We start from the raw sequence: 22,261 nt of genomic DNA on the forward strand, positions 1-22,261 counted from the left end.
TTCTGCCCGGGCGGCGCTCTTCCTGCCGGCGGCTCACCAGCGGTCGCGGATGCGGCCGTAGGCGTATTCGCCGAACAGGCGCTGCGCCACCGGCGTGAAGTAGATGCGGTCGGCGAAGAGGTACACCGAGGGGTCGATGCCGCTGGCCAGCGTGTCGCTGGTGCACAGGCTGGAGTTGACCTGGCTGATGCCGGTGCCGATGCCGGCGCCGCTGTCGACGGAGGTGCAGACCACGCCGGTGGCGTTGTCCAGGCTGTAGGTCGTGGGCGAGGCCACCACCAGGTTGAAGTAGTAGGCCGCGTCGACGTACAGCACGTTCTCCCCGAGGTCGGCTACCGACACCAGGAACTGCGAGTTGAACTGGGTGCTGGCGCTCTCCAGCAGCGAAGCCTGGTCCAGTTGCACCGCCCAGGCCGACTTGCCCAGGTCGTAGGGGCCGACCACGACGATGTGTTCGGCGCCCGCTGCGAGCAGGCGCCGTACCTGCGTGCCGAGGTCGACGCCGGCCTGCGCGAGGTTGGCGAGCATCTGGGCCTGCGTCTCGCTGCCGCTGAAGTAGGCCTGCGCTTCCGCGATGACGTCGCCGGTGCCGGCGGCCAGCACCACCAGGTCGGTGTCGGTGGGGGCGCCGGAAGCCAGGAAGGTGTCCACCTGCTGCTTCACCGTGGGGTGGCCGCTGCTGCCGGCGGCGTCGGGCAGCGTGTTCACGCGCGCATTGCCGGTGGCGTACGACAAGCCGCCGCTGGCGGAAGTGGCCAGCGCGTTGCCGTATTCGCCGGCCAGCGTGAGCGTCCAGTTGTTCACGGTGCCGTCGTTGATGGTGTAGCGGCCGCCGGCCTGGCCGATGTCGGCAAAGCCGTCGCCGAAGACGATGATGCGCGTCGGGTCCAGCTGCGAATCCACGCTGCCGCCGCCGCAGGAAGCGAGCAGCAGTGCGATGCTGGCTGCCAGCGCGGGAAGAAGAGTCGTTCTCATGCAGCCAGCTTGGCGCGCCATCTGGCAGAAATCGCGCAGGCCGCTCCCACATGCCTCCACAAAGCGCTGCCACGCTGGCGCGCCCATGAGATTCCTGAAGTCCCGCCTGGCCGCAGCCTTGCTGCTGGCCGCCGCGCCGCTGCATGCCGCGGAGCCCGTCACGCTGAACCTGGTCGATGCCGACATCGCCGGGGCTGCCCGCACGCTGGCCACCATCACCCATCGCAACATCGTCGTCGACCCGCGCGTGAAGGGAACGATCACGCTGGCCACCGATTCGCCGGTGCCGCCCGCGGTGGCGTTCGACCAGTTCGTCGCCACCCTGCGCGCGGCCGGCTATGCCGTGGTCGATGCTGGCGGCCTGCTGAAGATCGTGCCCGAAGCAGAGGCCAGGCTGCAGGCCGGACCCGTGGCCGTGGAAGGCGGCGCCGGTGGCTCGCAGATTGCCACCCAGATCTTCCGTCTGAACTACGAGAGCGCCGCCAACCTGGTGCCGGTGCTGCGGCCGCTGATCAGCCCGAACAACACGGTGAACATCAACGCCGGCAGCAACGCGCTGGTCATCACCGACTATGCGGACAACCTGCAGCGCCTGGGCCGCATCATCGCGGCGCTGGACGTGCCGCATGCGACGGGCGTGGAGGTGATCCGGCTGCAGCATGCGCTGGCGCCGGACCTGGCGCCCGTCGTGCAGAAGCTGCTGGACGCCGCGGGCGACGGCGCGGGCCTGCCGGCGCAGGGCCAGCAGGCAGCGGACGGCCTGGCGCGCAGCACGGTGGTGGCGGAGCCGCGCAGCAATGCCTTGCTGGCGCGCGCGGCCAACCCCGCGCGGCTCGCGCTGCTGCGCACGCTGGTGGGCGAACTGGACCAGCCGGATGCCGGCGCGGCCACCGGCAACATCCACGTGGTCTACCTGCGCAATGCGGAGGCGGCGCGGCTGGCGACGGTGCTGCGGGCAGCGCTGGCGAGCAGCGCTGGAACAGGGGCGGCGGCCAGCACGCAAGCCGCGTCCTCATCGCCTGCGCCCACGTCGGCGAGCAGCGCGAGTTCGGCGAGCACGAGTTCCAGCAGCGGTTCATCCACCGCCTCGACGACCGCGGTGCAAGCCGCGGCCCAGCCGTCCACGGGCGGGCAGATCCAGGCCGACCCCGCGACCAACGCTCTCATCATCAGCGCGCCGGACCCGCAGTACCGCCAGCTGCGTGCCGTGATCGACCAGCTCGATGGCCGGCGGGCGCAGGTGCTGGTGGAGAGCGTGATCGTGGAGGTCGAGGCCGACAAGGCGGCGGAGTTCAGCGTGCAATGGCAGAACCTGCTGGGCACGAAGAGCAGCAGCGTCGTCGGTTATGTGGGGACGAACTACGGCACGGGCGGCACCAACATCATCAGCCTCAACATGACCGATGGCAGCACGCTGCCGTCGACCGGCTTCAACTTCGGCATAGGCAAGAAGGTGGGCGACACCTACCTGCTGGGGCTGCTGGCGCGCTTCTTCGAGAGCACCGGCGACTCCAACGTGCTGTCCACGCCCAGCCTGCTGACGCTGGACAACGAGGAGGCCAAGATCGTGGTGGGCCAGAACGTGCCCTTCGTCACCGGGACTTACACGACGAACAGCACTTCCAGCAGCAACCCTTTCCAGACGGTCGAACGCAAGGACGTGGGCCTGACCCTGCGCGTCAGGCCGCAGATCAGCGAGAACGGCACGATCCGCATGACGGTGTACCAGGAGGTGTCGAGCGTCGATGCCTCCACCACCAGCAACAGCAACGGCCCGACCACCAACAAGCGCACCATCGAATCGACCGTGCTGGTGGAGGACGGCGGCATCGTGGTGCTGGGCGGACTGCTGCAGGACCAGTTTGCCGGCAGCCAGGAGAAGGTGCCGGGCCTGAGTTCGGTGCCGGTGCTGGGCAACCTGTTCCGCGCCGAAACACGCAGCCGCAAGAAGACCAACCTGATGGTGTTCCTGCGGCCGGTCGTCGTGCGCGACGCCGCGCAGGCCAGGGCGCTGTCGCTGGATCGCTACGACATGATGCGGGCGCAGCAGCAGGGCGCGCAACCGGTTCCGAGCAAGCTGACGCCGGTGGAGGGGGCGCCGGTGTTGCCTTGAGCCTGCGCCAGGGATCGACTCTTCGTACCCGGCGCCCTGCGGCACCCATAATGGCCGCGATGAATCCACCCACGAAGCGATGAGGCCTGGCCCGTCCGGTTTCCACGTGATCACCGGCGCATCCGGCGCCGGGAAATCGACGATGCCACCAGGCCGCCCAATCGCTGCAGGCGCCGGTCTTCTTCGATCGCGGCATCCCGAATGCCTGGCCTGGATGTTGCCGAAGGTCGCGGTCGAGGAGCGGGTGGCGTTCGTGCTCGCGAAGGTTCAGGGCTAGAGGCGTCAAGAAAGGTCCCCCCAGCGATGCGCGAGTTCATCGACTTCGTCAGCGCCAGTGCGGATACCACGGCGGACACGGAAGCCATTGCGGCCGCAGCCGCGTGCCTGGACCGCTTCACCGCGGCATTCAACGCTCGCGACCTGGCCGGCATGGATCGGGAATTGCACTTTCCCCACGTGATGCTGTCCGGCGCGGAGCACCTGGTGTGGGACCGCCCGGGACAGCACCCGGCGAACCTGTTCTCCGCGCTGGAGGGCACCGGCTGGGCCTGCACTCGATACGAAGAGAAGCTTGCGATCCTTGCTTCGGCCGACAAGGTCCACTTCGCGCTGCGCTACACGCGCAGGGACAAGGCAGGAAGCGTCCTCAGCGAGCACCGCAATGTGTGGATCGTGACCCGGGTCGCAGGCAAGTGGGGCATCGCATTGCGGTCATACTGATCGCATGTCCTGGATGAACAGCGCAGGCGCCCTCGCACTCATCGCCGGTGGAACGTTGACCGCCGTCGCAGCCGTTGCGCACCTGGCCTGCATCGGGATCGGAGCGCGCGCCTACCGCTTCATGGGCGCCGGCGAGCGCATGGCTCGCGCGGCCGAGGCGGGCAAGGTCCGGCCTACCCTGGTGACCTTGGCCATCGCGGCCGTCCTTTTTGCCTGGGCGATCTATGCCTTCTCGGGCGCGGGTGTCATCGGCTCGCTGCCGCTCACGGCTTTCGTGCTGCCTGCGGTCGGTGCCGTCTACCTCGCTCGCGCCATCGGCTTCCCGCTCCTCAAGCCGCGGTTTCCGGAGAACTCCACGGCCTTTTGGTTGTGGTCCTCGGGCATCTGCCTGGTGCTCGGCCTGCTCTTTGCAGTCGGCAGCATCCTCGGGGCCTGAGCAGGCGATCCCCCAGCGCGCGCAGAATCGTCTTGCTGCGATCAGGAGGGCAACCGCAATGAAAGTGAAGCGCCTGGGCTGGATGGGCACGCGGACACGCGAGTTCGACCGGATGAACGCGTTCTACCGCGACGTCCTCGGCCTGGACGTCCTGTCCGTCGATGCTTCCTCCGGCCGGTTCCAGTTGCAGGACGGGACCGAAGTCCATGTCTACGGCCCCCTGGACCCGCATCACGACTTCTTCGCCGAGGGGCCCGTCGTCGCCTTCGAGGTCGACGACTTCGCCGCTGCCCGCGCTCGCTTGCTCGCCGCGGGCATCGCGTTCATCTACCCGGAGCCGCAGTGCGCGGCCGGCAGGATCTGGCAGCACTTCCGGGCCCCGGACGGGAACGTCTACGAGCTCATAGGGGACGCTCAGGCGATCCCCACCGTCAGCGCGATCACATAGCCGGCCGACGCGCTGCCCGTGATCTCCGGCGTCTCCAGCGTCGCGCCATCGGCGAACACCATGTCGGTCGCCAGCGAGACGCGGGCGAGGTTGCTCGTGCTGCCCGTGTAGCGCGAATCCGCGTAGACGGCGGCGCACGCCGCGGCGGGCAGCGCGATCTGCGAGGTCTTGCTGTCGTTGCTGCCGCTGGTGGCGCGCGCCAGGCTGCTGAACACCTCGAAGTGGATGTGCGGCCAGCGGCCGTCGTAGCAGGCCGGGAAGATGCTGGTGAAGGTGGCTTCGCCGTTGGCGTCGGTCACTTGCATGCCGCGCAGGTAGTTCTGGCTGGTGGCGCCCGACGAATAGAGCGAGTAGCGCCCCAGCTGGTCGCAATGCCACAGGTAGATCGCATGGTTTTCCAGCGACACGCAAGACCCGGACACGCTCACCAGCTTCAGCTTGATCGTGAGCGGCACGCCGTCGGCGGCGCCGCTGTAGCTGCCGAAGCTGGAAACGATGTTGCTGCGCACGATGCCCGATTGCGTCAGCGCGTTCGGGCCGTTGGTGCCGTCGGCCGGGTACGGGCCCTCGGTCTCGCTGGGGATCACGCTGCAGCTGTCCAGGGTGGCTGTGGACGACGAACTGGTGCTGGTGGTTGTCGTGTTGCTGCTCACGCCCTCGCTGTCGTCGCTGCCCGAGCCGCCGCCGCCGCCGCCGCAGGCAGCCAGCACCGTCAGCGCACCGGAGCCGATCCATGCCAGTGCCTTGCGCCGCCCCTGCAACTGCGCCAGGTCGTCCGCCAGGCTGTGCCCGTGTTCGTGTCCATCCATTGCGATCCTCCCTTGGTAAAAGGCCAGCATCGCAAGCAAGCTGGGAGAAATCGCGCAGGGGCCTAACGCGTCTCGAAACTGAAGCCCACGCCGTACACGGAGCGGATCCACTCGTGCGCCGGTTCCACCGCGGCCAGCTTGCGCCGCAGGTTCTTCACGTGGCTGTCCAGGACGCGCTCGCTGGCGTCGGGCGCATCGGGGTAGACGATCTCCAGCAACTGCGCCCGCGAATAGATGCGCCCCGGCCGCCTCGCCAGCACCGCGAGCAGCTGGAACTCCTTGCGCGTCAGCTGCAGCTTGTGGCCTTCCAGCACGGCGCTGCCCTGCGCCTCGTCCAGCAGCAGGCCCGTGTCCGGTTCCAGCGGCGCCGTGCGCCGCAGCACCGCCTTCACGCGCGCCACCACCTCGCGCGGCGAGAAGGGCTTGCAGATGTAGTCGTCCGCGCCCAGCTCCAGTCCGAGCAGGCGGTCGACTTCTTCCACCCGCGCGGTGAGCATCATCACCGGCAGCGGGCCCTGCTGGCGCAGCGCGCGCAGCACCGCCAGGCCGTCGCGGCCCGGCAGCATCACGTCCAGCAGCACCAGGTCCGGCGGGTCGGCCAGCGCGGCGTCCAAGGCCCGCTCGCCATCGGCGAAGTGCACGGGCTGCATGCCTTCCGCATGCAGGTAGTCGACCAGCACCGAGGCGATGTCGGGCTCGTCCTCGACGACGAAGATGCGTTTCATGCGAGTGGCAGTTCGAGGGTGATGCGCAGCCCGCCGAGCGGCGACAGCTGCGCGTGGATGCGGCCGCCGTGGGCTTCGACGATGGCGCGGCAGATGGCCAGGCCCAGCCCGGAGCCGCCGCTCGCGCGGGCGCGCGAGGCGTCGCCGCGGAAGAAGCGCTCGAACAGGCGGGGGAGATCGCTTTCCGTCGGCCCCGGCGCGGAGTCGTCCAGGGTCAGCACCAGCCGCGGCGGCTCGCCCGGCTCGGTGGTGGCGGCCAGCAGCAGCTGGCCGCCGGGGTGTGTGTAGCGCACCGTGTTTTCCAGCAGGTTGGTGAACACCTGCGACAGGCGGGGCGCGTCGCCGCGCATCAGCGGGCCGGGGTTCGCGAGCTGCTCCAGGCCCTGCACCGCGATGCGGCCTTCCTGCAGGCGCGGCTGCATCAGCTCCAGCGCTTCGCGCAGCACCTGCAGCGGATGCACTTCCGTCCAGGCCAGCTGGTCGGCGGCGTGCGTCTCGTGCAGCACCAGGCGCAGGTCGGCCACCAGCTGCCCCAGGCGCATCACCTGGCCGTGGAGACGGTGCGCGGTGGCCGGCTCGAAGCGCCGCACGCCGTCCTGCAGCGCCTCGATCTCGGCGCGCATGGCGGTGATGGGCGTGCGCAGTTCGTGGGCGACATCGGCCAGCCATTGCTGGCGCGATTGCTCGATGGCGTGCAGGCGCGCGGCCATCGCGTTGAAGTCGTGCGTCAGCTGCGCCAGTTCGTCGTTGCCCTGCACGGGGACCTGGGCGTCCAGGTGGCCGTCGGCCACGGCGCGGGCTCCGGTCGCGAGCGCACCCAGGCGCTGCAGCCAGCGCCGGGCCATGAAGATGGAGAGAAGTAACGCCACCACCAGGCCGGCGAGGCCGGTGGCGAGCAGGATGGTCGATTGCCGTGCCAGGAAAGCCTGGTCGGTGCGCGAGCCCACGCCTTCCAGCGGCGCCAGGGCGAGCCAGCCGACGATGCGCCGCTGCACCAGCACGGGCCGCTTGACCATCGCGTCGGGGTCCGCGGCGCGCCCGGCCAACACCTGCTTGCCGTCGGCGGAGACCAGGGCCAGGCGGCTGTAGACCGAATTGGGGCCGGCGCGCGGGTCGTCGTGGATGCCCGGCGGGGGCGGCGGGGCGTAGTGCTGCGGCAGCACGTCCAGCTGCGGCTGGGCCCAGGGCGGCGGGTGGATGAAGCGTGGCTGCTCGCCGGACGCGGGAGGCATGGGCAGCGCGCCGGACGCGGGCAGCTGGGGCAGCCCGGCGAAGTCGCGCGGCGGCCCGAAGCCGTGCGGCCCTTCGCCTTGCGGCAGCGGGCCGCCGTGGTGAAACTCGCCGCGAAAGCGCGGTTCGCGGCCGCCGAGCATCTGCGCGCTGTGCCAGGCCTGCGGGTCGTCGTTGAGGAACTGCCAGTTGTTGCCGCGCTCGGCGTAGGCCGTCTGCAGGTTGGCGACCAGCCAGTCGAGGCGCGAGAGTTCGATCTCGGCCACGTAAGGGCCGATGCCATGCTGCAGCGCCAGCCGGGAGGAGGCGACGAACAACGTGAGCAGGAGCAGCAGGAGGAGGGTGAGCGCCAGGAAGAACTTGCGCTGCAGCGTCAGGCGCATGCCGCCATTCTGCCGGGGGATCGGGGAGAAATCCGGGATGCCGGCTCCCAACTTCCTCCAAGCTGCGCGCCCATGCTGGCGGCATGCGCAGCTTCCTCGCTTCCGTCCTGCTGGCCGCGGCCGGCGCCGCCCACGCCGCGCCGTGGTGGTCCGCCTTCCACGACGCCACCCTCAACCTGGTGCTCGCCACAGCGGACGAGGCGCCGCCGGCGCAGCGGCTGCACCTGCAGGCCCAGCTGGCCGCCGACTATGTGCAGCTGCGGGCCGCCACCGGCCGCCTGGTGACGGCGCGCATGCTGGCCGACACGCTGCAGCGCGAACAGCAGCTGGTGGACGCCGGCAGCGAGGACGCGCGGCGGGTCGCGCCGCTGCTGCAGGAGGCACTGAGCCGCGTTCAGCGCTTCGAGCAGCTGCGCACCGAGGCCCTGGCAGCGCTGGCGGCGCACGCTGCGCCGCATCGCACGTCCGAGGAATGGGCCGCGCTGCTGGAGCCGGTGCTGGTGGACCCGCGGCCGACCTTGCCGGACTTCGAGCTGCCGCGCCAGGTCTCCGGCCTGGTGCTGCGCCGGCGCGCCGACGTGGCAGGGGCCGAAACGGAGCTGGCGCGCGACGGCCGCAGTTCCGGGGCCGAGCAGCTGCGGCTGGCGCGCTACCTGCAGGCGCTGGCGACGCCGATCACGGCCGATGCGGACGCGCTGCCGCTGCCGGGGCTGCCGCAGGACCCCGAAGACGTGCTGGGGCGCGCACGGAGCGACGTCGCGCGGCGGCTGGCCATCCTCACGGCAACCGAGCGGGCGGCGCGCGAGCAGCTGGCCTTGCTGCAGAAGCTGCAGCCGGCCTATGCGCAGCTGGAGCAGTCGTTCCGCCAGGGCGGCGTCACGGCGCAGGAAACGCTGCAGGCCTTCAGCGGCCTGCTGGTGGAGGAAGACCGGATGGCCGCCGCCAACGGCCAGCTCGCGCTGGCGTGGATCGCGTGGCAGGCCGGCATCGGCGGGGCCGGCGAAGCGAGCACGAGCGAGTTGCTGGGCGCCGGGAGCCCCTGATCACCAATCGTACAAACTGAGCCCGAAACTCAAAACGGTCCTGGCCTTGTTGTAGTCCAGCAGGCTGTCGCCATAGCCGGTGAACACCTGCGTGTGGAAGTACAGGCTGCCGAAGCGCGTGCCGCTGAAGGGCGAGCGGGCGGGAATCATCCACTGCAGCCGCGCGGAGCCGCGGTCCAGGTGATTGAACGGCGTGCGCCAGGTGAAGAACCAGCGGTTGCGCTTGGGCGTGACCCAGCCCGCCACCAGCTCGCCGCGGCCGATGTAGTCGGTGATGTCCGGGTTGTCGTCGGTGGCCGCGTTCTCGGGGACGCGCTTCCACAGCTTGGCCTGCAGCGTGAAGTCCTTCTTCTCCACGCCGCCCATGATGAAGACGCGGTTCCAGCTGCGCGAAAGCGGCAGGTCCTGGCCGTTCGACTGGTGGCTCAGGCCGAAGCCGCCATAGCGCAGGCGCCAGCCGCTGTCGCCCAGCGCCTGGTCGAAGGGATAGATGTAGAAGACTTCCGGCTCGTGGTCGGTGTTGCGGAAGGGCCGCGACAGGTCTTCGGTGAACAGCTGCCAGTAGGACTGCTGCGTGTACGCGAACCACAGCGAGTCGCTCAGGTCGCCCTTGCGCAGCATCCCTTCGCCGAGCTTGCTGCGCAGCGACAGCTGGATCTTCGTCTCGAAGGTGCGGTAGGGCCGCGGCTCGGGCGCGTTGTTGGCCGGGTTCTCCGACGTCGGCTGCTGGTTGACCTTGTTGGACCACACCAGCGACAGGCTGAGGGGACGGTAGCCGCGCAGGCCGAAAGTGCCGCAGCTGGTGCGCGGCTCCAGCTCCCACATGCGCGACAGCTCGGTGGCGCTGGGGTCGTGGCAGCCTTCTTCCTCGCCCAGGACCGCCGGCGCGGCCGCAACGGTGGGGGCGGGCGCCGGTGCTTGCGCAGGCTGGGGTGCGGGCGCAGGGCCGGGCGCCTGCTGGCGGGTCGCCCAGGTGTCGAAGCATTGCAGGCGGGCGTTGCCGTCGGTGAGCCCGGCGCAGGCTTGCCAGCCCGGGTCGGCGCCCTGGGCGTGGGCATGGGGAACGATGAAGGCAGCAGCCAGCGCGAGGCCGGACGTCAGGCGCGAAGACATGGGTCCTCCCTTTGGCAGGAGGCAGAGCTTACCTTGCCAGGCGCGGCGCTGGCGTGCGCAACCCCAACGCGAGTGCCACCGCGCCGACGCTGCAGGCCATCGCCAGCAGCTCCACGGGGCCGAGCGGCTCGCCACGCACCAGGGCGCCGGTGAGCATCGCCACCACCGGCACCAGCACCGAGCCGAGGCCGGCCACGTGCGCCGGCAGCAGGCCCACGATCGAGAACCAGGCGACGTTGCCGAGCGCCATGGGCACCAGCGTGATGTAGGCCACGACGGCCACGCTTTGCCACGAAGGCCAGAACCAGCCGTCGCCCAGCCACAGCGCGCCCAGGGTGATCGGCACCGACGTGATCAGCATCTGCCAGCCGGTGAGCACCAGCGGCGCCACCGGCGGCGGCCGCCGCTTCAGGATCAGCGTGCCCACCGCCCAGCCCACCGCCGCCGCAATGCCCGCGGCGAAGCCGAGCGGCGCCTGCGCATAGGCGTGCAGCCCGCGCACGGCGAGCAGGCCCACGCCCAGCAGGCCCAGGGCCAATGCGGCCAGCGAGCGCCGTTCCAGCTTCTGCCGCAGGAACAGCGCCCCGAACAAGGCCGCCCACAGCGGCATCGTGAAACCCAGCACCGCCGCCTGGCCCGAGGGGATGAGGACGGCCGCGTAGGTGCTGGCGATGTTCCACACCACCAGATACGCCATGGCCGCGGCCACCACGGTGCCGCGGTGGCCGCGCGGGATGGCCAGCGATTCGCCGCGCACCTTGGCCCAGGCCAGCAGCGCAAGCCCGGAACCCAGGGTGCTGAAGGCGCGGAAGCTCCACACCGACAGCTCCTTCACCGCCAGCGGGAACAGCACCCAGTTGGTGCCCCAGACGAAGGTGAGCACCAGGATCAGCGGCAGGGCGGTGCGCAGGGGCAGGGTGGAAGCCGGCATGGGGCCCGAGTATCGGGCAAGCCGGCCGCCGCTGCCCTGCGCCTTACTGGCAGGTGACGGTGACGCTCGCCATGCTGCCCGAGACGACCGTGCCGCTCGGGTTGGTGACGGAGCAGGTCTGCTGCGCGGGTTGCTGGACGACCGTGACGCTGTAGGCCGTGCCGGCGGACAGCAGCCCGGGGAAGGCGAAGGCGCCGTTGGCCGCGAGGGCGAGCGTCGAGCCATTGGTGGCCAGCCACACGCTGTTGCCCGAGGCCAGGCCGGACAGCGTGCCGCCCACCGACGAAGTCGCGGTGCAGGCGATCGTCACGTTCGACACGTCGCTGCCGGTCGAGTCGATGGTGCCGGTGCCGTTGCCGACGGTGCAGGTCTGGCCCACGGGCTGCGTGAGCACGGTGACCGTGTACGTGTCGCCGGCCGCCACTTCGGTGGGAAAGGTGAACGACTGGTTGGCACTGATGGTCAGGGTGTCACCGTCGCTGTTGCGCAGGCTTACGCTGGTGCCGCTGGTGAGGCCGCTCACCGTGCCCCCGATGGTGGCTTTGGTGGTGCCCCCGCCGCAGGCGGTGAGCAGGCCGGCGACGCAGGCGCAGGCAAGGAGGCGACGGAGGTTGGCGGCAATCAGCATGGAGGCTCCTGTTGTTGAGAAGGTTTCTTTGGGCGCACATTGCACGCACGCCGGGTTGCGGCGTGGTTGCGGCGGGGTAAACGCCCGGTAAATGCGTGGTTGGTGGGCGGCTGCGTCCTAGAAGGCCCAGTAGGGCCCGGTGCCGGCAGGCGTGGACGCATCCCGCAAGGCGACGAACACCGTGCGGCCGAAGAAGAAGGGCAAGCCCCAGTCGAAGAAGCCGCTGATGTCGCCGCCGAGGTGGTCGGCGACGATGGAGGACGACAGGCGGCCTGCGTTCTCCACCGTGAAGGCGATGGCCGCGCTGCCCTGCGTGCTGCCGCTGGCCGTGGCCGTCAGCGACAGGGTGCTCGAGGGGCAGTAGAAGCCGCTGGAGCAACTGGGGATGCTGCGGTCGTGGAAGAAGATGCCGTTGGAGCCCGAGTCCACGAAGGCGGTGAGGCTGCGGCCCTGGTAGACGGTCGTGAAATTGCCGTTGCCGTTCGCGGTGAAGACCTGCGCCGAGCCAAGCGCGTTGTTCGCTGCGGTGCCGATGCCGAAGGTGAGCGTGCCGCCCAGGCGGGTCGCGCCGCCGGCCGCTACCGCGGGCAGGCTGATCGCGAGGCCGTTGTTGTCCGCGCCGAACAGCGCCACCGGGTTGGCGACCTGCGACGCGAGCGGGGCGAGGCTGGCGCCGCAACTGCCGTCGGTGGTGCAGGAGAAGTACTGCTGCGCGGCGGTGCTGGTGGTGCAGTCCGCGCCGCAGTCCCGCGTGAGGAAACCGACACCGAGGATCCCGTTGGCGCCGGCGCCCGAGCCGAGGTCGCTGCCGGTGCTGCTGCAAGCGGACGGCACGCTCGCGTACGCGGCCCCGGTGTCGTCGATGACCTGGATGGGCACGCCCTGCGCGACTTCGTCGCCCATGTGCACTTCGGCCGTGCGCACGGAGCCCCAGGTGAAGCCGCTGACGAAGCCGGCGCATTCGGCCAGCGCGTTGCCGTCGGGCGCTTTCACGACCGGCAGGCCGGACAGCTGCCCACCGAGCGCGGACGCGGCGATGCGCAGGCCGTAGGAGCCGGTGTCGAGCAGGATGTGGCCGATGGTCTGGCAGCTGGCCGAGCCCGGCGTGCAGACGGTGACCTGCACGAACGGCGAGTTGATGGCGCTGCCATCGGTGCCGCCGTCGACGGTGATGGCCACCTGGTTGGAAGCCAGCACGGCCGGCGTGGTCGTTGTGCCCGAAGTCGTGGTCGTGCCGCCCGGGTTCGAGGTGCTGGTCGTGCTCGACGTGGTGCTGGTGGCGTCACCGCCGCCGCCGCAAGCGGCCAGCACGAGCAGGACCGCGAGGGCGCAGCAGGCTGCGGCGCGGAAGCGCAGGTCCATGGCCTACTTCATCTCCTGCGGGTCGAAGCCGGTGGGCACGCGCGACTGCAGCCAGGCGCGTCCTTCGTAGGCGCCCATGTGCCCGGCGGACTGCACCACCAGGTCGCCGGTGGAAACGTCCATGTGCGAACGGTTCGCGCGCCGCTCCCGCGGCTGGCCGGCCATTGCGTCCTGCATCGCGCCGAAGTGGCTCCCCAGCAGCTGCTTCAGGTCCGGCTTGTGCGGACCGGACCAGGCGACGGCGAAGACCGTGCCCGAGCCGTCGGCGTATTCGTGGATGACGGTGCCGCTGGGCAGGGTGCGGACGGACTCGGTATAGGCCACGCCAGCCGACGTGGCGGCGGCACTGCGCTGCGCCGGCGCCGCCGTGCTGTCGCCAGGACGGCCTTCCAGCACTGCGTGCGCAGCGCCGCCTGCCAGCAACAGCGAGGCGACCAGGATCCTGTTCATGCGATGCCCTCCCGCGCGAGCGAATAGCAGGCGACTGCGGCGAGTGTGAGGAGGAAAAATGGAGAAAGTTCGGAGGGCGCGGACCTGCATGGCACCAAGGTCCCATAGCGCCCTCCCCGGGCTCGTTCCATACAGTCGGCTTCCCGTCAGCCAGGAGCCTGCCTTGGACCTCAACTCCGTCGAGACCTTCGTTCGCGTGACCCTGCTCGCGATCGGCGTGAAGCTGCTCGCGGCCGTCGCCTTCTGGGTGATCGGCCGCTGGCTGATCTCGCGCGTGATCGACCTGCTGTCCGCGGCGATGAACCGCAACCACCTGGACCCGACGCTGAACAAGTACATGGGCTCGGTGATCGCGGTGACGCTGAACATCGTGCTGGTGATCGGCATCCTCGGCTACTTCGGCGTGCAGACCACCTCGTTCGCTGCGCTGCTGGCCGGCGCCGGCCTGGCCATCGGCGCGGCCTGGAGCGGCATGCTGGGCAACTTCGCCGCCGGCGCCTTCATGCTGGTGCTGCGGCCCTTCAAGGTCGGCGATTTCGTCACCGTCGGCGGCGTCACCGGCACCGTGCGCGAACTGGGCCTGTTCGGCACCACCATCATCACGCCCGACCACGTGATGACCCTCGTCGGCAACGGCAAGGTGTTCGGCGACACCATCCAGAACTTCTCGGCGCTGCCGTACCGGCGCGTGGACCGCGTCGCGCAGTTGTCGGGTGCAATCGACCCGCGGGAAGCCATCCAGCGCCTGCGCGACGCCATTGCCCGGATCCCGAACGTGCAGGCCACGCCGGCGCCCGAGGTGAACCTGATGGACCTGAACCTGCTGGGCCCGGTGATCTCGGTGCGGCCCTACTGCAGCAACGAGCACTACTGGCAGGTCTGGTTCGACACCAACGAGGCGATCGTCCGCACCTGCCGCGAAGCCGGCTGGCCGGCGCCGACGCCGGTGACCGTCACGCGCATCCAGCAAGTTCCCGAACTTGCTGGACAGTAAACGCTACCTCCATTTTGCGGTTGCAACGGCCTGGCGGCTTTCGTATTCTTTTGTGATGGCGCTCTTCAAATTCTTCGGCTCGCCGTCGCCCACCGAACTGCCCGGTGGCGTCGACCCCGACACGGGCTTCGACCCGATGACGACGAAGCATTTCCAGGTGAAGATGCGCAAGGCGCCGGTGTGGTTCTGTTCCTTCCTGGCCGGCAACAAGCGCGAGCATCGCCGCCTGCGCGACGAGCTCGCGATGATGAAGGGCGCCTGGCCGCTGCTGATGAAGCAGCGCTGGGGCGGCGACTCGTGGACTCGCGAGGACAAGCAGCAGCTGAAGGCCATGGTGCGCAGCGCTTCGCGCGTGAGCCCCTACCTCTTCATCTGGGCGCTGCCTGGCTCCATGCTGCTGCTGCCTTTCCTCGCCTGGTACCTGGACACGCGGCGCAAGCTGCGCCGCTGAACCGCGCTACTTCTCCGAGCAGCAACCGCTGCTGCTCTTGGCACCCGACGCGTAGCGGTCGTGGTGCCGCACCCAGTCCATCGTGTTGGCCGCGTTCTGCTCGTCGCGGCCCTTGGGCACGAGGTCCAGCATCCGGTAGGTGCCCATCATCACTTCCACGCCGCGGCCGTAGGTCGAATAAGTGTGGAACACGCGGCCCGCATCGTCCTGGTAGAACACGCTGATGCCGGGCATCTCCTCGGGCGCGAAGGGCTGCACGCGGTAGTTGTAGCGGACCTCGCCCTTGGCGCGCTCCTGCGGCGTGAACGAGACCCCGTAGTCCTGGTTGAAGTCGCTGCCATTCGAAGACACCCACGGGAAGCGCCAGCCCATGCGCTGGCGGAAGCGCTCGATCTCCGCCAGAGGGGCGCGCGAGATCGCGACCAGGGTGACGTCGCGCTGCGCCAGATGCACGTTCATGCCGTCCGTGTGGTCGGCCATGTACGAGCAGCTCTTGCAGCCTTCCTCCCAGCCCGGCCCCAGCATGAAGTGCTGCACCAGCAGCTGGCGGCGGCCGTCGAACAGCTCGGCCAACGTGCGGCGGCCTTGCGGCGTGTCGAAGGCGTAGTCCTTCTCCACGCGCTCCCAGGGCAGCGCGCGGCGCTCGCGCGCCACTTCGTCCTGCAGGTGCATCAGCTCTTTTTCGCGGGCCAGCAGCGTCTCGCGGGCGGCGAGCCAGCGGTCAGCGGAAACGACGGAATGGTTCTCTACGTTCGTGCTCATGACTTGCTCCTGGAAGTGGGACGGCGAATGGCGCGCAGCTTGCCGCTCTCGCCTCCGCCTGCGTAGAAGAGGCCGGCGCCGTCGGACTCGAGCCCGCTGACGCCGGTGCCGGGCGGCATCTGCAGGCGCTCCAGCACGGTGCCGTCCTGCGGGTCGATGCGGCGAATCTCGCTCTCGTCGCCTTCCCAGGTGCCGTGCCACAGCTCGCCGTCGACCCAGGTGACGCCCGTGACGAAGCGGTTGGTCTCGATGGTGCGCAGGATCTTTCCCGTCTCGGGGTCGATCTGGTGGATCTTGCGGTCGCGATACTGTCCCACCCACAGGCTGCCCTCGGCCCAGGCGAGCCCGGAGTCCTTGCCCTGGCCTGGCGCCGGAATCGTCGCGACCACTGCGCCGGTGGCGGCGTCGATCTTGGAGATGCGCGCTTCGGCGATCTGGTACAGGTACTTGCCGTCGAAGGCGGTGCCGGCGTCGCAGGCCTGCGCGATGCGGCGCCGGGTTTCCCCGCTGGCCGGGTCGATGGCCAGCAGCGCCTCGGGCGTGGCGGCCCAGACGTTGTGGCCGTCGTGCGTGACGCCGGCGATTTTGGCGGCGCCGGGGAAGGGGCCGTATTCGCGCACGATCTCCGCGGCGTGCGCGGGCGCGAGGCGGCTCTCCGTTGCAACTTTCATGGCGAGGGTCCTTTGCAAGGCGCGTGGAAGCGGCGCCGTGGAACGAACTCTAGCCAGCCGGCAGGGCAGCGGGGAGTAACAAGTTCGTCGCGAATCCGGCCAGCGGCGCAGCCAGCCAGCGGCGTGCCCGGGCCTGGCCCAGCGAGCGCACCCGGCCCGCTTCCTCCAGCTCCGCCAGCGCGCGCTGCACGGTGCGCTGGCTGGTGCCCAGCGCCAGGGCGAGGCCGGAGGTGGACCAGGCCGCCCCATCGGCCAGCAGCGCCAACAGCGAGGCCTGCTCGCCGGCGATGGGCGGCGCGACCACCACCACTTCGCGGGCCTCGTGCGGCCGCAGCACGAAGCCGCGCGCCGTCGCCTCGATGTCGGCGAGGTCCGCGAGCAAGGTGCGCAGGCGGCCGATCTCCACCCGCAGGCGGGCGCGATGCGTCTCGTCGGGGCGCTTGGTGCGGAAGGCGTCGGCGATCAGCACGTTGCGGTCGGCGTCGCCCGGCCACGATTCGGCGAGCACGCGCGCCAGCGCGAACAGCACCGGGCGGCGCGCCAGCGGCTTCCACGCGGCGCCTGCGCGCACGCCGTGGCGGCAGCCGTCGATGACCAGCGCGCCGGAAGCCTGCAGCGCCGCCACTTCCTCCAGCCGCAGCAGGTGCACCTTGCCGCCCGCGAGGCGGCTGGCGGCGGGCCGCAGCAGCACGGCCTGGGCTTCTTCCACTTCGGCCAGCAGCGCCGGCACGCCGGCTTGCGTGGCTGCGGACTGCGCCTGCTGCAAGGCGGCCTGCGCATCGACTATGCGCAGCGAGCGCATCGCCAGTTCGGCCCGGGCCAGCCCGGCGACGGCGGCCAGCGCCGGCGGCAAGCCACGTGCATCGACCTGCTCCAGCGCGGATGCCGCGTCGGCCAGGCGGCCCAGCAGCAGCAGGCGCCGCGCGGCGATCAGGCGCGCTTGCAGCGCATTGGCAGGGTCCGCATGCGCCTCGAGCGTGGCGGCCGCCGCGGCCAGCGTGCGCGGCGAGCCGCCCAGGTCGCGCATGGCCAGCGCCACCTCGGCTTCGGCGACGACGCAGCGGGCGCGGGCCCGCTCCTCGTGCGTGCCGAAGCCGCGGGCGGCCCGGCGCAGCAGTTCGCGCGCGCGGCCGTGCTCGCCCAGCTGCGCCATCGCGATGCCGCGCAGCGCCAGCGCCGGCGGGTCGTCGCGCAGGGCCACGCGCTTGAGCGCGCCCAGCGCGTCGCCGGCGGCGAGCGCGCGTGCGGAGGCGGCGATCAGCGAATCCATGGCGCAAGCCTACCCGACCGCGCGGGGAAGGCGAGAATGCCTCTCGTGAGACTCGAGCCTTATGTCCTGGTCGAAGGCGTCCCGTTCAGCGCGTCCCGCGCGGACATCCTGCATGCGCGCGGCGAGCCCTGGCGCGCGCAGCGCAACGACGTGGGATTGAACGAGCTGGATTACGGAACCGTGGTCTACCGCTTCCAGGACGGCGGCCGGCTGGAGGAGGTCACCATGCAGGCCGAGGTGCTGCGCCTGGGCAACGTGGCCGTGCCCTTCGAGATGCTGGCCGGCTTCATCCGCGGCCAGGACCCGGAGGCCTTCGAGCGCGCCGGCTTCCTGGTGAGCCCGGCGCTCGGCCTCGCCTTCGACCCGCGCGAGCCGTACTGGGTGACGGCGCTCGCGCGGCATTGCCTGCCGGAGTGGGAGGCGCTCTGAACTAGTGCGCCGCCGTGGGGAAAGCCGGCAGCTTGCCGATATCCCGCGGGTCGTGCTGGATGATCACCGTGGCCTTCAGGTTCTGCGCGATCTGCTTCAGCCGCTCCAGCGAGGCCAGCGTCTCGGCGCGGTCGTAGTTGAAGCCGGGCACGCCGTTGTTGTCCCAGTTCTCGTGGAAGTGCGCGGCGTCGCCGCTCAGGAGCACGTTGCCCTTTTCCTTCAGGCGCACCAGCAGCGCCTGGTGGCCCGGCGTGTGCCCCGGCGTGCGCAAGATGACGACGGTGCCGTCGCCCCACACGTCCTTGTCGGCGGCCTGTGGTTCGACCTTGCCGCCGCCGCTGATCCAGTGCTTGAAGCCGGCGACGTTGGCGCTCGGCTGCGGCGTGGGCGCCGTGATGCCGGCCCATTCGCGGTCGCCGATCAGCAGCGTGGCGCCGGGCACGGTATCGAGCTGGCCCGTGTGGTCCGCGTGGTAGTGGCTGATGCCGACGAATTTCACCTGCTCGGGCCGGATGCCCAACTGCGCGAGCTGTTCGCCGAGCGTGACCTTGGGCGCGCTCGGGTTCGAGCCGGGCGCATAGCCGGTGTCCCACACCATGTAGTCGTCGCCGTGCTTGACGACGTAGCAGCTGAAGGTGAAGGGCATGCGCGGCTCGCTGTACGCGAAGGTGTCGCTGAAGCGGCGCTGGTCGTTGAAGCCGTTGCCGCAGTCCAGCCGCGTGAGCGTCACTTCGGGCGCCGGCTGGGCCGACGCGATGAGGCTGCCGAACGCACTGGCGATCGCCAGGGCCTGAAGGATCCGTCGCATGGGAATCTCCTCTTGGTGTGGTTGAAGCGAACCACGCGCGAGTGTGCCCCAGGACAGGGGCGCCCCGCACTCCCTTAATCCTCGGAGATCTCCACGTTTTCCAGGACGTGCTGGCAGGCCGGCTCGAGGTCGGCGAGCGCCGGCTTCGCCGCCGCGGTGCCCCCGCAGCTGACCAGGAGCCGGCTGTCCTTCAGGCAGACGATGACGCTGCGCACGGCCAGGAACGCGGGCGCGGCGTCGCGTTCGTAGTGGACCTCGTAGCCGGGCCGGCCCGCGACCTGGCGGGCGAAGACATCGGTGATGCGCGTGTCCGCTTCTTCCTCCGGCAGCTGGCGCAGCAGCTCCGGCGCGCGGGCGGGGGCGCAGGCCGCATCCGCGCCGGCCCGCAGGCGCCGGCGGGCAATCTGCAGGATGCCGGTGGCCTGGCCCTGCGGGCCGCGGAATTCGGCCAGCGCCAAGTCATCTTCCGGTTCCACCTTGTGCCAGGAAGCGGGCAGCGGAAGGCGAACCGAGACGCCTTCGGAGCCGCGCAGCCCGCGGCTGTCGAACAGCTTGACGTCCTGGGCCGCCGCTGCGATGCAGGCGGAGGCCAGGAGCAGGGCGGCGCAGGGAAAGCGGCACGGCATGGGGCAATGCTAGCGCCTGGCGGACAATCCGCTCCATGGATACCGACCTGCAAGTTCTCCGCCGCCGCCTCCTGCGCGGCCTCGTTCCCGCCCTGGCCTTCGGCCTGGGCCTCGCCAGCGGCCCGGCCGCGCACGCCCAGGCCCAGGCCCAGGCCGACTGGCCCAACCACCCCATCACCCTCATCGTGCCTTTCAGCGCCGGCGGCAGCCTGGACGGCACCACCCGCCTGCTGGCCCAGAAACTCGGCGAGCGCTTGAAGCAGCAAGTGATCGTCGAAAACGTCTCCGGCGGCGGCGGCGAGGTGGGCTTCATCAAGACCATCCAGGCACGGCCCGACGGCTACACCTTCCTGGTGGCCGGCGATTCGCCGCTGAACCCGGCGGCGCCGCAGGGCGGGCCCTACTACCGCCACGACGTGTTCAAGGAACTGCAGCCGGTGGTGCTGGTGAACACCGCGCCGATGGTGCTGGTGGCGCATCCCTCGCTGCCCGCCAACAACCTCGGCGAGCTGGTGGCGCTGGCGCGCAAGCAGCCCGGCAAGCTGACCTATGCCACTTCCGGCATCGGCACGCTGCCGCACCTGGCCACCGAGATGCTGAAGCAGCAGGCCCAGATCCACATGGTGCATATCCCCTACCGCGGCGGCTCGCAGATCGCCACCGACGTGGCGGGCCACCAGGTCGACCTGGCGATGCTCATTGCAGCATCCGCGGCGCCTTTCGTGCAGTCGAAGTCGCTGAAGCCGATCGCGGTGACGGGCGCGCATCGCCTGCCGCTGATGCCCGACGTGCCGGCGGCCGCCGAGACGCCCGGCTTCAAGGGCTTCGAGGTGGTGAGCTGGGCCGGCATCTATGCGCCGGCGAAGACGCCGCCGGCCATCGCCGACCGGCTGGCGCGTGAAGTCGATGCGGTGATGAAGACCGCCGACGTGCGCGACAAGCTGGCGCTGCAGGGCGCTGTCGCCGGCGGCGGCACGCCGGCCGCTTTCAGCGCTTTCGTGCAGCAGGACCGCGCGCGCATCAACAAGGTGCTGCAGGGGATTTCGCTGAAGGAGTGACGCGGGGGGCCGGCAGGCTGGGTTGCGCGCAGCGAACCCCAGCAGCTGGGTCGGCCTCCAGTCAGCCGATGTAGGCCGGTCCATGGACTGCTCTCGCGCTTCGCTCCTACCCGGAACGGCTGGTTACACCGAAAACATCCAGCCACCGTGAACAAACTTATCCGCTCCCTCGTCGTCCTGGCCTGGCTGCTGTGCCTCGCCGGGGCTCCCGCGCAAGCCCAGACCGCGGCGCCACCGAAGGTGCTGGTGCTCTACGACACGCCCTCCGGCACGGCGTACGACAAGATCGGGTTCGCCTACGCGATCATGTTGCGCAACCTGCTGGGCCACTTCGACGCCCAGGTGTCGATGACGCCGGTCCAGCAGTACCAGGCCGGCGCCATCAACGGCTACGACGCCACCTTCTACCTCGGCTCGGCTTACGACTTCCAGCTGCCCGCGGCCTTCCTGGCGGACGCTTCGAGCACGGCGAAGACGCTGGTCTGGTTCAAGTACAACATCTGGCAGCTGGCCTGGAACGGCTCGTACAACTTCAATGCCACGCGCGGCTTCTCGTTCAACGGCTTGCGCGGCATGAACGCGCTGCCCAGCGCCAGCAACCCCAGCCCGGGCTTCTTCGACACCATCCAGTACAAGAACAAATCGTTCGTGAAGTACTACGCCTGGGACAGCGCGCACGGCGTCATCGACGCGGACCCGGACGTCGGCATCACCGGCATCGTCGACGGCACCAAGGCCACGACGGTCGTGAGCATGGCCGACCCCAAGACCGGCGAGACCGCGCCCTATGTCGTGCGCTCCGGCAAGTTCTGGTACGTGGCCGACATGCCCCTGAGCTTCGTCGGCCCGCGCGACCGCTACCTGGTGCTGGCCGACCTGCTGCACGACATGCTGGGCATCCAGCACGCCGAGAGCCACAAGGCGATGGTGCGGCTGGAGGACGTGAGCGCGTGGACCACCGTGTCCTCGATGAAGACGCTGACGGATTACCTGTCCGGCCAGAAGATCCCGTTCTCGATCGCCACCATTCCCTATTTCACCGACGCACTGGGCATCTACAACAACGGCGTGACGCTGAACATCCCGCTGTCGCAGGCGACCAACCTGAAGAAGGAGCTCAATTACGCGCTGCCGCGCGGCGGCGAGGTCGTGATGCACGGCTACACGCACCAGTACGACCACACGCGCAACCCGAACACCGGCATCAGCGGCGACGACTACGAGATGTGGAACATCGTCACCGATTCACCGGTGGCCGAGGATTCCTTCGCCTGGGCGCAGGGGCGGATGCAGGCGGGGCTGGCCCAGCTGCACGACAACGGCTATGCGCCGGTGGCCTGGGAGATGCCGCACTACCAGGGCTCGGCCAACGCGAACAGGGCGGCGGCGCAGACGTTCGCCACCACGTACCAGCGGGTCGTCTACTACACGGCGGACCAGCCGAACTTCAACGCGGCGGTCGCGCGCGACCTGGAAGTGGGGCAGTTCTATCCGTACACGATAGGCCAGGACTACTACGGCCAGCGCATCATCCCGGAGAACCTGGGCAACTTCGAATACGACCTGTCCGCCATCGACCCGACGTCCAACATCGTGTACACGTGGCAGGACATCCTGACCAACGCCCAATACGCGATGACCGTGCGGGACGGCTACGGCTCGTTCTTCTTCCACCCCTTCCTGCTGGAGCCGGAATACAAGCTGCCCGCGCTGGCGGACCTGAAGAGCCTGGTGAATGCGATGACGGCGATGGGCTATACCTGGGTTTCGCCGAGCATGGTGCATTGAGCGGCCGACGCGCCCTACGACGACTACGAGTTCGTCCC

Annotated in this window: 24 protein-coding genes; 10 read left to right on the plus strand and 14 right to left on the minus strand. The window is 70.0% G+C overall.

What is annotated here, in order from left to right; all coding sequences use genetic code 11:
* Positions 1-33: 33 nt before the first annotated feature.
* Positions 34-975 carry an SGNH/GDSL hydrolase family protein gene (locus HHL11_RS10185; protein ID WP_169418275.1) on the minus strand — a complete coding sequence of 314 codons (942 nt, stop codon included), beginning with the start codon at positions 973-975 and terminating at the stop codon, positions 34-36.
* A gap of 85 nt (positions 976-1,060) precedes the next feature.
* On the opposite strand from HHL11_RS10185, the gene gspD reads away from it, so the two are divergent.
* The 4 genes from gspD (at position 1,061) to HHL11_RS10205 (ending at position 4,692) form a co-directional block, all read left to right on the plus strand.
* The gene (gene gspD / locus HHL11_RS10190; protein ID WP_169418276.1) at positions 1,061-3,088 is read left to right on the plus strand and encodes a type II secretion system secretin GspD; all 2,028 of its coding nucleotides are present in this window, start codon (positions 1,061-1,063) and stop codon (positions 3,086-3,088) included.
* Between the two features lie 303 nt (positions 3,089-3,391).
* Positions 3,392-3,808, plus strand: coding sequence for a hypothetical protein (locus HHL11_RS10195; protein WP_169418277.1), 417 nt, complete (start codon positions 3,392-3,394; stop codon positions 3,806-3,808).
* Positions 3,809-3,812: 4 nt separating this feature from the next.
* The gene (locus HHL11_RS10200; protein WP_240980046.1) at positions 3,813-4,244 is read left to right on the plus strand and encodes a hypothetical protein; all 432 of its coding nucleotides are present in this window, start codon (positions 3,813-3,815) and stop codon (positions 4,242-4,244) included.
* A 58-nt stretch (positions 4,245-4,302) separates the two neighbouring features.
* Entirely contained in the window at positions 4,303-4,692 is a 390-nt protein-coding gene (locus tag HHL11_RS10205) for a VOC family protein (RefSeq protein ID WP_169418278.1), read from the plus strand.
* On the opposite strand, the gene HHL11_RS10210 is transcribed toward HHL11_RS10205, so the two are convergent.
* From HHL11_RS10210 to HHL11_RS10220, 3 genes are all read right to left on the minus strand, one after another.
* On the minus strand, positions 4,659-5,501 hold the full coding sequence (locus tag HHL11_RS10210; protein ID WP_169418279.1) for a dioxygenase family protein: 843 nt from the start codon (positions 5,499-5,501) through the stop codon (positions 4,659-4,661). The genes HHL11_RS10205 and HHL11_RS10210 overlap by 34 nt on opposite strands.
* A 62-nt stretch (positions 5,502-5,563) precedes the next feature.
* The gene (locus HHL11_RS10215) at positions 5,564-6,226 is read right to left on the minus strand and encodes a response regulator (protein WP_169418280.1); all 663 of its coding nucleotides are present in this window, start codon (positions 6,224-6,226) and stop codon (positions 5,564-5,566) included.
* On the minus strand, positions 6,223-7,839 hold the full coding sequence (locus HHL11_RS10220; protein WP_169418281.1) for an ATP-binding protein: 1,617 nt from the start codon (positions 7,837-7,839) through the stop codon (positions 6,223-6,225). The genes HHL11_RS10215 and HHL11_RS10220 overlap by 4 nt, the downstream gene beginning before the upstream one ends.
* 83 nt (positions 7,840-7,922) lie before the next feature.
* On the opposite strand from HHL11_RS10220, the gene HHL11_RS10225 reads away from it, so the two are divergent.
* Positions 7,923-8,882 carry a hypothetical protein gene (locus HHL11_RS10225; protein WP_169418282.1) on the plus strand — a complete coding sequence of 320 codons (960 nt, stop codon included), beginning with the start codon at positions 7,923-7,925 and terminating at the stop codon, positions 8,880-8,882.
* On the opposite strand, the gene HHL11_RS10230 is transcribed toward HHL11_RS10225, so the two are convergent.
* The 5 genes from HHL11_RS10230 to HHL11_RS10250 form a co-directional block, all read right to left on the minus strand.
* Positions 8,883-9,995, minus strand: coding sequence for a phospholipase A (locus HHL11_RS10230; protein WP_169418283.1), 1,113 nt, complete (start codon positions 9,993-9,995; stop codon positions 8,883-8,885).
* 28 nt (positions 9,996-10,023) lie between these two features.
* Entirely contained in the window at positions 10,024-10,926 is a 903-nt protein-coding gene (locus HHL11_RS10235) for a DMT family transporter (RefSeq protein ID WP_169418284.1), read from the minus strand.
* Between the two features lie 43 nt (positions 10,927-10,969).
* The gene (locus HHL11_RS10240) at positions 10,970-11,554 is read right to left on the minus strand and encodes a hypothetical protein (protein WP_169418285.1); all 585 of its coding nucleotides are present in this window, start codon (positions 11,552-11,554) and stop codon (positions 10,970-10,972) included.
* 117 nt (positions 11,555-11,671) lie between these two features.
* Entirely contained in the window at positions 11,672-12,916 is a 1,245-nt protein-coding gene (locus HHL11_RS10245) for a DUF3443 domain-containing protein (RefSeq protein WP_169418286.1), read from the minus strand.
* Positions 12,917-12,919: 3 nt separating this feature from the next.
* The gene (locus tag HHL11_RS10250) at positions 12,920-13,366 is read right to left on the minus strand and encodes a DUF2844 domain-containing protein (RefSeq protein ID WP_169418287.1); all 447 of its coding nucleotides are present in this window, start codon (positions 13,364-13,366) and stop codon (positions 12,920-12,922) included.
* Positions 13,367-13,529: 163 nt separating this feature from the next.
* Here HHL11_RS10250 and HHL11_RS10255 point away from each other — a divergent pair, with 163 nt between their 5' ends.
* Together HHL11_RS10255 and HHL11_RS10260 are read left to right on the plus strand one after the other, a co-directional pair.
* Positions 13,530-14,360, plus strand: coding sequence for a mechanosensitive ion channel family protein (locus HHL11_RS10255; protein ID WP_240980047.1), 831 nt, complete (start codon positions 13,530-13,532; stop codon positions 14,358-14,360).
* 55 nt (positions 14,361-14,415) lie between these two features.
* Complete coding sequence (locus HHL11_RS10260) at positions 14,416-14,811, plus strand: hypothetical protein (protein WP_240980048.1); 396 nt, start codon at positions 14,416-14,418, stop codon at positions 14,809-14,811.
* Positions 14,812-14,817: 6 nt separating this feature from the next.
* Here HHL11_RS10260 and HHL11_RS10265 read toward each other — a convergent pair whose 3' ends face one another.
* From HHL11_RS10265 to HHL11_RS10275, 3 genes are read right to left on the minus strand one after another with little or no spacing between them, the layout of a single operon-like run.
* Positions 14,818-15,573 carry a DUF899 domain-containing protein gene (locus HHL11_RS10265; RefSeq protein WP_169418289.1) on the minus strand — a complete coding sequence of 252 codons (756 nt, stop codon included), beginning with the start codon at positions 15,571-15,573 and terminating at the stop codon, positions 14,818-14,820.
* The gene (locus tag HHL11_RS10270; RefSeq protein WP_169418290.1) at positions 15,570-16,244 is read right to left on the minus strand and encodes a Vgb family protein; all 675 of its coding nucleotides are present in this window, start codon (positions 16,242-16,244) and stop codon (positions 15,570-15,572) included. Before HHL11_RS10270 ends, HHL11_RS10265 begins: the two co-directional genes overlap by 4 nt.
* Before the next feature lie 49 nt (positions 16,245-16,293).
* Positions 16,294-17,514 (minus strand): helix-turn-helix domain-containing protein, encoded by a 1,221-nt coding sequence (locus HHL11_RS10275; protein WP_169418291.1) that lies wholly within the window; start codon positions 17,512-17,514, stop codon positions 16,294-16,296.
* A gap of 45 nt (positions 17,515-17,559) precedes the next feature.
* Here HHL11_RS10275 and HHL11_RS10280 point away from each other — a divergent pair, with 45 nt between their 5' ends.
* Positions 17,560-17,943, plus strand: coding sequence for a hypothetical protein (locus tag HHL11_RS10280; protein WP_169418292.1), 384 nt, complete (start codon positions 17,560-17,562; stop codon positions 17,941-17,943).
* 1 nt (position 17,944) lies between these two features.
* Here HHL11_RS10280 and HHL11_RS10285 read toward each other — a convergent pair whose 3' ends face one another.
* Complete coding sequence (locus HHL11_RS10285) at positions 17,945-18,751, minus strand: N-acyl homoserine lactonase family protein (RefSeq protein WP_169418293.1); 807 nt, start codon at positions 18,749-18,751, stop codon at positions 17,945-17,947.
* 74 nt (positions 18,752-18,825) lie between these two features.
* Positions 18,826-19,377, minus strand: a complete 552-nt coding sequence (locus HHL11_RS10290; RefSeq protein ID WP_169418294.1) for a hypothetical protein — start codon at positions 19,375-19,377, stop codon at positions 18,826-18,828.
* Between the two features lie 35 nt (positions 19,378-19,412).
* Between HHL11_RS10290 and HHL11_RS10295 the strand changes: the two genes are divergently transcribed.
* Together HHL11_RS10295 and HHL11_RS10300 are read left to right on the plus strand one after the other, a co-directional pair.
* On the plus strand, positions 19,413-20,435 hold the full coding sequence (locus HHL11_RS10295; RefSeq protein ID WP_169418295.1) for a Bug family tripartite tricarboxylate transporter substrate binding protein: 1,023 nt from the start codon (positions 19,413-19,415) through the stop codon (positions 20,433-20,435).
* 147 nt (positions 20,436-20,582) lie between these two features.
* Complete coding sequence (locus tag HHL11_RS10300) at positions 20,583-22,223, plus strand: DUF2334 domain-containing protein (RefSeq protein WP_342593197.1); 1,641 nt, start codon at positions 20,583-20,585, stop codon at positions 22,221-22,223.
* The last annotated feature ends 38 nt before the right edge of the window (positions 22,224-22,261 follow it).

The sequence above is a fragment of the Ramlibacter agri genome (genome assembly GCF_012927085.1).
Classification (GTDB): domain Bacteria; phylum Pseudomonadota; class Gammaproteobacteria; order Burkholderiales; family Burkholderiaceae_C; genus Ramlibacter; species Ramlibacter agri.

Excerpts from the sequence above, each read along its gene's own strand:
- HHL11_RS10220 (WP_169418281.1), bottom strand. The coding sequence starts at position 7,839 with ATGCGCCTGACGCTGCAGCGCAAGTTCTTCCTGGCGCTCACCCTCCTC.
- HHL11_RS10225 (WP_169418282.1), top strand. The coding sequence starts at position 7,923 with ATGCGCAGCTTCCTCGCTTCCGTCCTGCTGGCCGCGGCCGGCGCCGCC.
- HHL11_RS10200 (WP_240980046.1), top strand. The coding sequence starts at position 3,813 with ATGTCCTGGATGAACAGCGCAGGCGCCCTCGCACTCATCGCCGGTGGA.
- HHL11_RS10285 (WP_169418293.1), bottom strand. The coding sequence starts at position 18,751 with ATGCGACGGATCCTTCAGGCCCTGGCGATCGCCAGTGCGTTCGGCAGC.
- HHL11_RS10295 (WP_169418295.1), top strand. The coding sequence starts at position 19,413 with ATGGATACCGACCTGCAAGTTCTCCGCCGCCGCCTCCTGCGCGGCCTC.
- HHL11_RS10215 (WP_169418280.1), bottom strand. The coding sequence starts at position 6,226 with ATGAAACGCATCTTCGTCGTCGAGGACGAGCCCGACATCGCCTCGGTG.
- HHL11_RS10235 (WP_169418284.1), bottom strand. The coding sequence starts at position 10,926 with ATGCCGGCTTCCACCCTGCCCCTGCGCACCGCCCTGCCGCTGATCCTG.
- HHL11_RS10275 (WP_169418291.1), bottom strand. The coding sequence starts at position 17,514 with ATGGATTCGCTGATCGCCGCCTCCGCACGCGCGCTCGCCGCCGGCGAC.
- HHL11_RS10270 (WP_169418290.1), bottom strand. The coding sequence starts at position 16,244 with ATGAAAGTTGCAACGGAGAGCCGCCTCGCGCCCGCGCACGCCGCGGAG.
- HHL11_RS10265 (WP_169418289.1), bottom strand. The coding sequence starts at position 15,573 with ATGAGCACGAACGTAGAGAACCATTCCGTCGTTTCCGCTGACCGCTGG.
- HHL11_RS10185 (WP_169418275.1), bottom strand. The coding sequence starts at position 975 with ATGAGAACGACTCTTCTTCCCGCGCTGGCAGCCAGCATCGCACTGCTG.
- gspD (WP_169418276.1), top strand. The coding sequence starts at position 1,061 with ATGAGATTCCTGAAGTCCCGCCTGGCCGCAGCCTTGCTGCTGGCCGCC.
- HHL11_RS10205 (WP_169418278.1), top strand. The coding sequence starts at position 4,303 with ATGAAAGTGAAGCGCCTGGGCTGGATGGGCACGCGGACACGCGAGTTC.
- HHL11_RS10240 (WP_169418285.1), bottom strand. The coding sequence starts at position 11,554 with ATGCTGATTGCCGCCAACCTCCGTCGCCTCCTTGCCTGCGCCTGCGTC.
- HHL11_RS10260 (WP_240980048.1), top strand. The coding sequence starts at position 14,416 with ATGGCGCTCTTCAAATTCTTCGGCTCGCCGTCGCCCACCGAACTGCCC.
- HHL11_RS10210 (WP_169418279.1), bottom strand. The coding sequence starts at position 5,501 with ATGGATGGACACGAACACGGGCACAGCCTGGCGGACGACCTGGCGCAG.
- HHL11_RS10230 (WP_169418283.1), bottom strand. The coding sequence starts at position 9,995 with ATGTCTTCGCGCCTGACGTCCGGCCTCGCGCTGGCTGCTGCCTTCATC.
- HHL11_RS10245 (WP_169418286.1), bottom strand. The coding sequence starts at position 12,916 with ATGGACCTGCGCTTCCGCGCCGCAGCCTGCTGCGCCCTCGCGGTCCTG.
- HHL11_RS10250 (WP_169418287.1), bottom strand. The coding sequence starts at position 13,366 with ATGAACAGGATCCTGGTCGCCTCGCTGTTGCTGGCAGGCGGCGCTGCG.
- HHL11_RS10290 (WP_169418294.1), bottom strand. The coding sequence starts at position 19,377 with ATGCCGTGCCGCTTTCCCTGCGCCGCCCTGCTCCTGGCCTCCGCCTGC.
- HHL11_RS10195 (WP_169418277.1), top strand. The coding sequence starts at position 3,392 with ATGCGCGAGTTCATCGACTTCGTCAGCGCCAGTGCGGATACCACGGCG.